Origin of the sequence: Listeria marthii (genome assembly GCF_014227425.1) — a bacterium.
Classification (GTDB): domain Bacteria; phylum Bacillota; class Bacilli; order Lactobacillales; family Listeriaceae; genus Listeria; species Listeria marthii.
In genome coordinates, this window is the sequence record NZ_JAASWB010000004.1 from 110,217 (window position 1) to 122,287 (window position 12,071).

8 protein-coding genes are annotated in these 12,071 nt (G+C 39.1%); all 8 read right to left on the minus strand.

Annotated elements, in window-relative coordinates; genetic code table 11:
• Positions 1-103 precede the first annotated feature (103 nt).
• Positions 104-6,040: a putative cellulose-binding protein LCP gene (gene lcp / locus HCJ55_RS08270; protein WP_185517724.1), complete on the minus strand. Its 5,937-nt coding sequence runs from the start codon at positions 6,038-6,040 to the stop codon at positions 104-106.
• Between the two features lie 75 nt (positions 6,041-6,115).
• Positions 6,116-6,676, minus strand: a complete 561-nt coding sequence (locus HCJ55_RS08275) for a hypothetical protein (protein ID WP_185517726.1) — start codon at positions 6,674-6,676, stop codon at positions 6,116-6,118.
• Positions 6,673-6,987: a F0F1 ATP synthase subunit epsilon gene (locus HCJ55_RS08280; protein ID WP_185502741.1), complete on the minus strand. Its 315-nt coding sequence runs from the start codon at positions 6,985-6,987 to the stop codon at positions 6,673-6,675. Before HCJ55_RS08280 ends, HCJ55_RS08275 begins: the two co-directional genes overlap by 4 nt.
• 12 nt (positions 6,988-6,999) lie before the next feature.
• Positions 7,000-8,370, minus strand: coding sequence for a F0F1 ATP synthase subunit beta (atpD, locus tag HCJ55_RS08285; RefSeq protein ID WP_185502742.1), 1,371 nt, complete (start codon positions 8,368-8,370; stop codon positions 7,000-7,002).
• Entirely contained in the window at positions 8,371-9,243 is an 873-nt protein-coding gene (locus HCJ55_RS08290; RefSeq protein WP_185502743.1) for a F0F1 ATP synthase subunit gamma, read from the minus strand.
• Positions 9,240-10,736, minus strand: a complete 1,497-nt coding sequence (locus HCJ55_RS08295; RefSeq protein ID WP_185517728.1) for a F0F1 ATP synthase subunit alpha — start codon at positions 10,734-10,736, stop codon at positions 9,240-9,242. The genes HCJ55_RS08290 and HCJ55_RS08295 overlap by 4 nt, the downstream gene beginning before the upstream one ends.
• Positions 10,733-11,764, minus strand: a complete 1,032-nt coding sequence (locus HCJ55_RS08300) for a F0F1 ATP synthase subunit delta (protein WP_185517730.1) — start codon at positions 11,762-11,764, stop codon at positions 10,733-10,735. The genes HCJ55_RS08295 and HCJ55_RS08300 overlap by 4 nt, the downstream gene beginning before the upstream one ends.
• 11 nt (positions 11,765-11,775) lie before the next feature.
• Positions 11,776-12,018 (minus strand): ATP synthase subunit C-like protein, encoded by a 243-nt coding sequence (locus tag HCJ55_RS08305; protein WP_003721714.1) that lies wholly within the window; start codon positions 12,016-12,018, stop codon positions 11,776-11,778.
• Between the last annotated feature and the right edge of the window lie 53 nt (positions 12,019-12,071).

A 12,071-nucleotide genomic window follows, 5' to 3' on the forward strand; every position in this document is an offset into this window, starting at 1 on the left:
ACCGGTCGAACTGTCTCTGTCTGTTCACGGAAAAAAATTGTTTCATTCTGCGGAAAAAGGTAGGTGAGCCTCTAATTTAAGACCCCCTACCTCCCCGTTTTGTTTATTTATGGCTTCTTCTTTGTCTATTGATCCATAAGAATAACGCTAATCCTACTAAGCAAACTCCCAGTAAGACAATCCATAAGTTCATTTGATCGCCAGTTCTTGGAATTGCTTCTCTGTATGTTGCTGTGCGTTGTTTTATCTCCGCCGGGTCACCACCGCCTTTGACAACCATTTCTTTCTCTACTACTTGAATGTTTGCGACAACGGATAGTTCTTTCTTACCTGCATCCGCTGTGCCTTCATTTGGATCAATTGTATAAGTGACTTTGTATGTGCCAGCTTTTTTAGTATTAACTTTCCCTGTGACTTTTACATTAGAAAGTGGGATTTCGCTGCCATTTCTTGACATTGCGCTAACGAAATTATCTTTCGCATCCCATTTTTCATTTAGTTGTAGCTTACTATCATGGACAATGATTTTCGCATGATTTTGTAGTACTGTTACATGGGAAATGCTTGTCACACCATCATAACGATAGGTAACTTCGTATGTGCCTGGCGTTTGTGTATCAACTTGACCTGTAACTGTTACGTCAGCTAACTTCACGTTGTCGCCTTTTTTATTCGTAGCTGCGTCGAAGTTATCTTTCGCTTGCCAAGTGTCCCCAGCATAAATTGTGCTGTCGTGACTTTCTACTTTCGTCAGTCTTGGTTTTACAGTAATTTGTACGACTTTTGAAATACCCGCGTAACGATATGTCACGGAATATGTGCCCGGTGTCGCTAAGTCGACGTCAGCAGCATCTTCCACCGTAACATCTTTATAAGCAACAGCATTCCCGGCTTTATCAATCGCTCGGTCAAAATTGTCTTTTGCTGTCCAAGTATCTCCAGTATAAACCACAGAATCATGTGCATAAATGGCTGTTTGTGGGTTTTTCACGGAGACTTGAATTGTCTTAGAGAAACCATCGTATTTGTAGGTGATTGGGTATGTGCCCGCCTGCGTATTATCGACAGTTCCTTCTACTGTAACATCTGCAAAAGTGACAGCATTTCCGTCTTTATCGCGCGCACTATCAAAGTTATCTTTCGCATCCCACGGCTCATCAATATAAATCGTGGAGTTATGCGCATTTACAGCTGTTTGAATATTTTTCACTGTTAATGTCGCTGTTTTAGTAGCTCCATCAAAGCTGTATTTAATTTGATATGTGCCTGCTTTATTCGTGTTTACTGCTGGAGTTTCTGTAACACTTACCTCTGAAAAGGCTACCGGATTACCATCTTTATCTACGGCATTATCAAAGTTATCTTCAGCAGTCCAGCTATCGCCGACATAAATAGTAGCATTGTGCGCATTGATTCCTTTTTTGTTTTCTTTTACTGTTACAGTGATTGTTTTCGCTTCGCCTGCATACGTATAGGTAATAGAATATGTGCCGGCTTGTGTAGTGTTGACTGTATTTGTCACAGTAATTTTATCAAAAGTGATTGAATTACCATCTTTATCTGCGGCGCTATCAAAGTTATCTTTCGCACTCCAAGTATCACCAGTATAAATGGTAGAATCATGGGCATTAACTTCGGTTGCATTGTCTTTAACTGTAACATTAACAGTGGTTACTGTGTCGTTATATTTATAAGAGACTGGATATGTTCCAGCTGTTGTTGTATCAACGGAACCAGTGACTACGATATCCGCAAAAGTAACGGTTTCTCCTTCTTTATTAAGCGCGCTATCGAAATTATCAGCTGCACTCCAACTATCGCCGACATAAATCTTAGAGTCATGCGCGTTTACTGTTGTTAAATCTTTTTCAACTTTTACTTGAATAACTACTTCGACTTCTTTGCTATCTTGTTCCAATGTATAGGTAAGCGGGTATGTGCCACCTTGGTTTGGACCATCTTGAATAGCTTTTAGTTGTGTTTCATCAACTTTTACAACATTTGTACGATCTTGGGCGTTTGAATTTACGCCATTTTTTACTTCTTCAAAAGCTGCTGTTTTTGCTTTTGTCACTGCTTGGGCTTCTGTTAGTGCTAATGCATCTTTGTATTCAAGTGTGAAGTTAGTTGCCCCGATTCTTAATTGGTCTTTCTGAGCAGTATTGCCGCTCGCTGCTGTTACATAAATCGGTGCCGTAGACTTCTGTTCTGTTCCAAAAATGTCTTTAATTGCAATTGTAAGGTCGGTAGCTGCAATTGTTTTTCCGTTAGTAGAAACACCTACAATTGCGCCGGAACCATCGCTTAGGGTTCTTGCTGTCGCTATTCCCGCATTAGCTGTAGTCCACTTATAGCCATCCGTTGTTGCTTGGATTTTTTGGAAAAAGTCTGGTTCAATTGTGTCTTCTGCTGCTTCACCAGTTGTTTGAGCTACTTTTGGCAGAGTAATCTTTAAGCTTTTTCCTTCTTGAACTAGTTTTTCATTTAAGTTTACTTTTAAATCTGTTTCAGGCACGTAAGAAATATAACCTGCATTGATATGTTGTGCATCTGGTTGTGCTGGATCAATTTCTTTTACCCAACCAGTCTCAGCGCCTAGATTTGGCGTTGCACTATTCAATGATTTATCTTTACCAACATTTTGCAAGGTGAATTTGTATCCCGCTTTATCAGGGAATTTAACTGCATATTTTCCGTAACCAATGCCTAAATTGTAATCAAATTTATAGTCACCATCAGCATCGGTTGTCGTTGTAACGCTTTCCCCATCTTTAGTAAATGCTTCATACTTTGAGGTTGCTTCATTCCATTTATATAATTCAACTGTTTCATTCGCAAGCGGTGTATCAGTTTGCGCCGATTCATATACACCATTTGCATTTTTATCTTTAAATAACTTACCTGCTACTTCTACAATTACTAATTCTGCCCCTACTCGAGTACCTGCGATAGATCCTGAGTAAGTGTTCGTTGTAACTGCATAGTACGGGTTGTATACGTCACGTTCACCAATTTTATTTCCAGCAGTAGCGGAATCAAAAGTTTCATCTACTTTTAGTGGAACTTTAATGGTTTGCGTTTCTCCAGATTCAATTTCCGTTTTCACTTTGATACGGACCATGTTGGCTTTTCCGTAATCTGCCAGTGTATTACTGTAAATGGCATCTGTCGTATAGTTACTTGAAGTTGCTTCGGCTGTATAACTCACGTCAAATTGAGCTTTTTGCGCGTCTGTCATTGTGAGTGCGTCGCTTAGTTTCATATCCCATTTAAAAGGTTCACTTTGGAATTTCGAGCCAAAGTCTTGACCAGTTTTTGGAATTGGGATGTAAATATCTAAGCTTTCGGCGCTACCGCTAGACGTATTCGTGATTTTAACCATATAATCAGCATCAGTTCCTGGTGTGAAATACGAAACCGTGCTGTCATCATCTTCTACGTAAGCCGCTTTGATTCCTTCTCCAGCTACATTTAAGAAAGTTTCTACTGTAACTGTATCTTGTTTAGGAACACTTAGCGTACTTGTATTAGTAGAAAGCAGTCGTTCTGCATCTTTACCATTTTGGTTCACATCAAGCCCATTATCCGGGAAAACATTCGCTCCTAGCGCCGAAGTAACATTACTTCCACCCCAAGCAAGCAACTCTTGAATATTTGTGTGGATACTCTTACTTAAAGTCATATCGAATGTTGTGTTATAGCTAATATTTAAATATTGTTTTTTAGCGGGATAACCGATATATTCACCTACTGTAACATCTGTTGTTTTGATAACATATACTTTATCGCCGTTATTAGCTGATTTCGCTTCAACAGAAAAATCGACTTCTTTGCCGTCTTGATCTGTCAGTTTAATAGATCCTGGTTTAACCGTTGTTCCTTCTAATTGACGTAAATAAATTTCTGGATTGTTAAGGACGGTTCTTGTTCCATATGGGTAATCATGCATAATTAATGATGCTTTTGTGGTTACTGTATCTCCCGCACGAGCAGTCTTAATTAGTGCACCTTCACTGTTATAAAATGAAGCTGTTCCATTCGCAGCCGTGCTTACACCCGTTGTAGTAGTGTACGTTGATGAACCGGAAACTTTGGTATTTGCTTCATCTTCAGCATCCCAAATATTGACATCAAATTGAACCGAAGTGATACCCGGCTTCACTATTCCGTATGATGCGCTGTTGGCCGCTTTGAATGGCGCGGAAGTATCAATATTTGTAAATCCGGTAGAGAAGTCCCCTACATTCGCTTTTACTTCTGTAAAGTATTCCCCTTCTTTAAGCCCGACTGCAGTTGCTTCGAGAGTAAGCATTTTATTCGCATTTGTTTTAGGGAGCGTTCCGTCATATGTTCGATATTCTGAATTTAAATTGGTTTTATATTGTATATCTGTTGCTTGATTACCAGCTAACTTACCATCAAAAGGTAAATTAACCGTGTATGCTTCCCAGTTTTCATCAAATTTAATTTGGTAAACTTGATTTGTTTTCACTCCGGCAGTTTGCTTATTGTTAATCTGAATAAGACCTGCCCAAGTTTCATTATCTGGATTAATGTAGTTATTTCTTGGTAGCATAACCATTTTATTTGCTGTTCCATCGACTACTTTACACGTATCTTTCGCAGCTAGAGTTGTTGTATCGTTGGAATCATTAGTTAATGCATCTGTTTCAAATACTTGGTCATCATATGTTGTGATAACCGCATGCGGGACTTTAGGCGCCGTATAGGTCCCAACCGGGGTTCCAGCTGGCACTTTATATTTAACCGCAAAAATGGTTTCTACTATACCATAGTAATTTTCTTGTTTAAAATCAATAACGACTTTGTTTTCGCTTGGATAATGGGTGATGGTTCTATTGTCAGTATTTCCAAGCACACTTTTACCTTCGTTAACTACACCGACATACTCCATACCTTCTGGATAATAAAGGGTCGTTGAAACATTTTTAGGAACAAAGATTTTTGATCCACGGCTATCTGCTTGGTTGATACCATTTACAACTGAATATGGTTTTGTATAATTATAAGAATCTTCTGTATCTGTGCTTGCTATAACTTCTGGTAAAAAGGACGATGTATACCAGTTTCTAAACATGGTTTGAACACTCTTTTGAGAAGCGTAACCGACAACATTTTTTCCTTCGGCGTGAACGCTTTGCTCTGCTGAGGCAACAGGCGTGCTTCCTTCACCCATGTAAGCATCGACTTTGATAGGCGATTTTAAGTCTGCTGTGCCATAATACTTGGCTGCATCTACTTGAACAGAAAAGCTAAGCGTTAGTTTCTCTGTTGCAGGTTCTAACTCATAGCTAACTGTTCCATAAGTGGCCTTGTTATAGCCAGCCTCTTTGTCCGGAACTGTAACCGAAGTAATCGAATCACCAACCGGATTACCAGCGCCAAAATAGCTTAAAATACTTGAATCAGAGCTACTTGTCGGTTGGTAACTGCTTGGAACTGGTAGAGAAACAAATCGCATGCCATCTGGTAAGGTGAAATTGATTTTTTTACCAGCGGAACTATTATTATTAAACTCTACTGTGACAGAAACGTCTTTGATGTCCCCGTTACCCCAAGCCGTCTTATTATAATCTGGGATATTTAAGGCTACAGTTGGCGCACTAGATTTAAGCCCTGTTTTACCGGGGGTTACAGTTGCCACCTCTTCAGATATTTCACTTACTTTATAAGAAGCAGTGTATTCTTTTTCTGCGCCGGCTTTATCTTTATAGGAAATAATAAAGTCGACAGAGCCATTTTTGGTAGCTACATATTCAGCTTCATCGCCATCCGTTTTTTCTCCATCAGGCGTTTCTATAGTTGAAATTTTAACTTGCGTATTTTTCGGTGCGGCTTTAAATGTCAGGGTAGCTTTCTTTTTGTCGCTTGAAAGCTCTTTTTGAACCGTGTAAGAAACGGAATCATTACCATTTTCTTCTGCAAAAACTCGGAATGCAGAAAGATTAAGTTGACCGAGTATTAGTAAAACAGCCATGACTAACAATAAGGGACGCCTTAAGCTCGTTGTTTTTATCATATAAGTTTATCTCCTTTTGAATTTTCCAAATTGCCCGGAAAGTATTTACGGACGCTGAGGATTTTTTTATTAAAATTATTTCAGCAATTTCACATAGATGCGTTGCCATATAAATATGGCTCCTCCTGCCACAAGCAGGCTACAAATAACTAAGTAACTCCTAATTCCAAACTGAATCGGCCAAGGGGAATCAACTATTTGTGTAAGAATAAAATGCATAGTCTTCATCGCAAAATACCCAATAAAATATAAGCCGGTAATTAAAAGTAAACCTAGTAATTGTGTCATTTCTTTTTTGAATTTTTGAGCTACCCGCGTTTTCTTCCATAAGGAAAACAGATGAAATAACCACGTGCTCCAAAACATGAATAGTATAAATTGGAAAGGGATTGCCACTATTTGCAACGCTGCGATACATACTAAAAGCGTTGCGCTAATAACGACGATAAAAGCTGTAACCTCCCCGTCCAGTTGAAAACGTTGGTACCACAATTGATACCGCCGGAGTCTTTCTAAAGGTATTTCATCTCGTGTTAAAAAGTGGCGAATGTATACAAGAAGGAGCAAAACTATTAGAAAAAAAGCAGCAAACAAAGCAACAATTTGTAGCAATGTATCAAAAAATCCGCTCGTCATATAATCCCTCGCTCTCCATGTTTTCGCTTACTAAGTCTTTCAAAAATCCGTTCAGCTTGTTTGGCATCCGTCGAAGCAAATTGTGCCATAATATTTGCTTCATTTTGAACAAGATGTAAATAGCCGAGGGCAACAAAGATAGGCTCTGTAGCGGCACTATCTAAAATAGTAATTTCACTATAGTCAAAGAAACTAAGGCAATCGATATGTTCTTCTAATACCGTTTGCTGCCCTTCTTTTGTATTGATAACAAAACCCTCTACATCACCTTCAAAAAATTGCCCCATAGGCGAGACGATTTTTAGTTTCATTTGCCTCTCCTCCTATTTCAAGTCTTTGTAGGATCCTATAAACAAGAATTCTCGCTCTGAACGTTCATCATATTCGCCACTTAGAATCCGCTCCACACTGATCAGCAAGTCTTCAATCTCAACAAAGATCCCTTCTGTACCAGTGAATTTTTCGGAAACATAAAATGGTTGCGATAGGAAGTTACGAATTTTCCGAGCCCGGTGAACGAGTTTTTTATCCTCATCACTTAACTCAGCCATTCCGAGCACGTTGATGATTTCTTGTAATTCCATATAACGTTGTAGAATAAACTTCACTTGCACAGCCAATTGATAATGACGTTCGCCAACAAAAGTTGGATTAAGCGCCCGGGAGAATGATTGAAGTGGATTAACAGCCGGGAAAATCCCTAGCGCTGCAATCGAACGTTCTAATACAATCGTTGAATCTAAATGACTGAACGTCGCAACCGCGGATGGATCATCAATATCATCAGCCGGTAAGAATACACATTGGATTGACGTAATCGAACCATTTTTTGTAGATGCGATTCGGTCCTGAAAATCACCCACTTCTTTTGAAAGTGTTGATTGATATCCCCCAGTAATCGGAATTTTACCTTGCAAGGAGGATACTTCGGAACCCGCTTGAATGAAACGAAAGACATTATCGATAAATAGTAAAACATCTTTTTTCTCTTCGTCACGTAAATATTCCGCGATTGTAAGACCAGTCAACGCTACACGCATCCGCACGCCTGGCGATTCATTCATTTGCCCCAGAACGACGGTTGTTTGCGGTAATACGCCACTTGATTCTAGTTCTTTATATAAACCAATACCTTCTCTGACACGCTCGCCAACCCCAGTAAAAACGGAATTCCCGCCCATCATACTGATATTGTTAATCAACTCTTGCATTAAAACGGATTTACCAACTCCAGCACCACCGAAAAGCCCCGTTTTACCACCTTTTAAAATTGGACAAATTAAGTCAATAACTTTGATGCCTGTATAAAGGATTTCTTTATTTGTATCTAATTCTCGAAGTAAGGGCTGTTCGCGAAAAATCGGCCATTTAACTTTAGCTTCTGGCTCCGGGAACCCATCAATTGCTTTACCATAAACATTCAACATCCGTCCTTGAACCGTTTCTCCAACAGGAACTTCAATCGGATGACCAAGATTAACGACTTCTGCTCCTCGCGCCAGGCCACTAACTTCTCCAATTGCAATTGCTGAAACAGTATTAATTCCAGTATGTTGAACGACTTCCGCTAAATAAGTTCCTTGGTGTGTCTTATATTCAAGCGCATGGCTAATTTCAGGGAGTTCGCTTTCATTAAATTCAATTTTTAAAACAAAACCACTAATGCTTATAATGGTCCCAGTGTTTTTTTTCATTTATTCTTCTTCCTTCCTGATCGTCTGTGCGCCACTGATGATATCTAATAATTCGCCGGTTTTTTGTTGTAATGCTTTTTTTCTAGCATCAAAAACGGCTTCTTCATGTTGCTTATGGATATTGTCCTTCGCTTGTTTCATCGCAATTCGGCGCATACAATACTCACTAGCAACCGAATAGCGGAACATGCTGTAAAGCAACCCACATAGATAATTTTCTAGTAACAACTGCTCTACTTGTTCGTCATCCGTCTCGAAATCAAGTACATAATCAACTTCAATTGACTCCGCATCTAATTCTTCAGGAATATCCGGATAAATTTTTTCGCACATCGCTTCCGATTGGACTGCATTTAAATACTTCGTGAAAATAACATACAATGCATCCATTTCTTGCTTATTAATTTGATCAATAAAATCCGCTGTCACTTCTGTCGTTGTTTCCAAATCAATATTTTCAAGCGAAAACTGCAAGTATGTGCTGATATTCTGTCCAAGGTTCGTTAAATAACGATGGCCTTGTTCACCCACGACAATCCAATTAATATTCACTTGATCGCCAAGAGTTTCAATCAATTTATCTATTTCAGCAAAAACTTCACTGTTATAGGCTCCACAAAGCCCTCGTTCGGATGTAATCGCAAGTGCAGTAACATTTTTTTCTTCGGTTGCTTGTATGTTTTTGCTGGTGTACATCGTTTTTCTAACCCAGCGCAAACTTTTCAAGATAGTTTCATAATAACTAACGGCTGCTTCGGCTTTTTCCCGCAGTCCAGAAAGTTTTCCAAGGGTTGCTAATTCCGTTACATGGACAATTTTATAAGTTGAGTTCAGTGCTTTAATTTTTTTTCGCGCCTGGTCTATGCTACTCAACGGAAAGGCCTCCCCGCTTCCTGAATAATTTCTTCTAATAGTTTGACGTGCGATGCATCTAGTTCACTGATTTCCTCAATTTGGTTAGAAAATGACGCAAAATCCGGATGTGCATGTGCTTTTTCTAATAACAATCCTTTGAAAGATTGAACATTTGTTGGCGCCATTTTGTTTAAGAAACCATTTTGGAATGCATATAAAATGGCAATTAATTCTGTCACGGATAGCGGGCTCAAAATATTTTGTTTAAATAGCTCCGTCAACATCCGTCCATCTGTCACCATTTTCATACTTCCGTCATCAAGTGCATTACCGAAATCCAGTAATTCTTTTAATTCTTCAAACTGAGAAAGTATAAGGGTCAGGTTCTTACTAAGTTTGCGAATAATCGGATGTTGCGCGTCGCCACCGATTCTGGAAACCGATACGCCGACATCTACAGCTGGCTTTTGACCCCGGTTAAATAAATCGGATTTTAAGAACAACTGACCATCTGTAATCGAAATAACGTTGGTCGGAATATAGGCTGTTACATCATCGGATAAAGTTTCAATCATTGGGATAGCCGTGATGGATCCACCACCATGCTCCTGATTCATTTGTACTGCTCGTTCTAAGAGACTTGAGTGGATGTAGAAACTATCTCCTGGATAAGCTTCTCTTCCCGGTGGACGATTGAAAAGTAATGTAATCGCTCGATAAGCATCCGCATGTTTCGTTAAATCATCAAAAATAATTAAAACGTCTTTTCCTTGGTCCCGTAATGCCTCTGCGACTGCCATTCCCGCATATGGGGTTAAATATTGGGCAGTGAGCGAATCACTTGCAGCTGTTGCAACCACCGTCGAATAGTCCATCGCGCCATGTTTACGCAGCGTTTCAATCACTTCAGCAATATAAGCTGCTTTTAGACCAATTGCGACATAGATACAATGTACATTCTGATTGTGTTGATTAATGATTGTATCCACCGCGATTTGGGTTTTGCCTGATTGTCGGTTACCCAGAATTAACTGGCGCTGACCTCGACCAATTGGTGTAATAGAGTCGATTACTGCGAGCCCTGTATTAAGCGGACGAGTAACACTATCAATCGTCATAATTGCCGGCGTTACACAAAATAGCGGGGAAGTAGCGGTTGGCTGTTCATCGCTAATGTCGTATAACATTTTTCCGGTTGTATCAATAATACGACCTGCCATATCTTCAAACAGATTTACTTCAATGAAATGATCCGTAACTGACACAGTCATTCCTTCTAAAATATCATTGGTTTTATCAATTAACCCGATACCAACAAATTCTTCATTTAACTCAAGAATTACGCCGCGGTGTTTACCGTCAATCGTAACCGCTTGGTGAAGAGCTGCATTTTCGAGGCCAGAAGAAAAAATTACACCATCAGAGATTTTCTCAACCCGGCCATGTTCCTTTAAATATTCCAAATCCACAGGGGTTTCGTATTTGTTCATATCAAAATGAATAGTTTTCAAAGTCTCACTTCCGATTCCATTTTTTCTGTTGTGCGCTTGATTAGTTCCTGATAGCTCATATCAATCGACTTTGTTCCATAATTGATAATAACTCCACCAATTAATTCCTTTTGAACTTGATACTCGATTTTATAGCCTGTATGTGTCGGTTTCCAAAACCTGTCAAAATGACTTGCCGATTCTTCATTAGCAACATTTACACGAATAAGCCCTGTATAAAAGTGAACATTATAAACTTCTATATAATTCCGGTAAAGTCCACGCGTTTGACGATAAGAGAAATGCGTTAACATATAGAATAGAAATTCAACAAATTGATGATTAAGTTCATCCAATGTGCCGTCTTCACGCATTACCTTCACTTTTTGTTCTGGCGACAAGTAGCTACTCTGATAAATTTGTTTCACAGAAAGCTTACTCGCGCGCTCATTGAACTTTTCAAATGACTTCGTAAATGCGTGTAACTCTTCTGACGTATGCATTTCAAACAAACGCAAAAGGACTTTGTAAGGAAGAGCTAGGCGGATTTTTTCAACCCGGACAAGTGCATCAAATTCACGAATTGCTTCCGTGAACAGTTGTGCTTCCTCTTCCTCAGATGCAATGAAAACCTTTTGAATGATTTCATTAACACAGCTACTTAGCGATTTGAACGGCGCATGGGGTGTCGTTTCAACACTTGGAATTTCAACAATTTGTGTTGGTTTTTCATTTTGCCAAATTTGTAATTCTTGTTCATACTTTCTATTTCGAGCAACTAACTGGTCGATTTCTTCGAGAAAAATGGTCTCTTTCTGTTCTGCTTCAATAGCTAATTGCCTATTTTTTTGTTCTTCTTGATTCGTTGCAACTTTTTGTCGTTTTAGGCGACGTAATAAACTTTCTTTTTCAAGTGATTTATCTTGGCTAAGTTCATAAAAAAAGCTCGTCAGGATATTTTCCAATTTTCGCAAGGTAAAATAGAGTAAATAAAGAAAACCAATTGCAAAAATACCATAAAGTACTATTGTTTGAATCATATTTTCCATGCTCTCACCTATCATATAAACGGATTAACCCAAAGCAAGATGACTGCGATTGCCAGTGCAAAAAGCATTAATGCGACAATCATTAGAAGCCCTAGAAAAAGACCTCCCATAACTTCTTTTTTTGCATTTGGGTTTTTTCCGATAATTTCTGTTGCTCTACTAACCGCTATTCCTTGTCCAATTGCAGCTCCCAAAGTCGCAAGCCCAATTGCGAGTGCGGCGCCAATTACGCTACATGCAACTACTAAATCCATTATTTTTTTCCTACCTTCTGTATGAGATTGGGGTACTGAGAAAATGTACCCCT

Bases quoted from the DNA above. Each gene is read 5' to 3' on its own strand.
- lcp (WP_185517724.1), bottom strand. From the start codon at position 6,040: ATGATAAAAACAACGAGCTTAAGGCGTCCCTTATTGTTAGTCATGGCT.
- HCJ55_RS08275 (WP_185517726.1), bottom strand. From the start codon at position 6,676: ATGACGAGCGGATTTTTTGATACATTGCTACAAATTGTTGCTTTGTTT.
- HCJ55_RS08280 (WP_185502741.1), bottom strand. From the start codon at position 6,987: ATGAAACTAAAAATCGTCTCGCCTATGGGGCAATTTTTTGAAGGTGAT.
- atpD (WP_185502742.1), bottom strand. From the start codon at position 8,370: ATGAAAAAAAACACTGGGACCATTATAAGCATTAGTGGTTTTGTTTTA.
- HCJ55_RS08300 (WP_185517730.1), bottom strand. From the start codon at position 11,764: ATGGAAAATATGATTCAAACAATAGTACTTTATGGTATTTTTGCAATT.
- HCJ55_RS08305 (WP_003721714.1), bottom strand. From the start codon at position 12,018: ATGGATTTAGTAGTTGCATGTAGCGTAATTGGCGCCGCACTCGCAATT.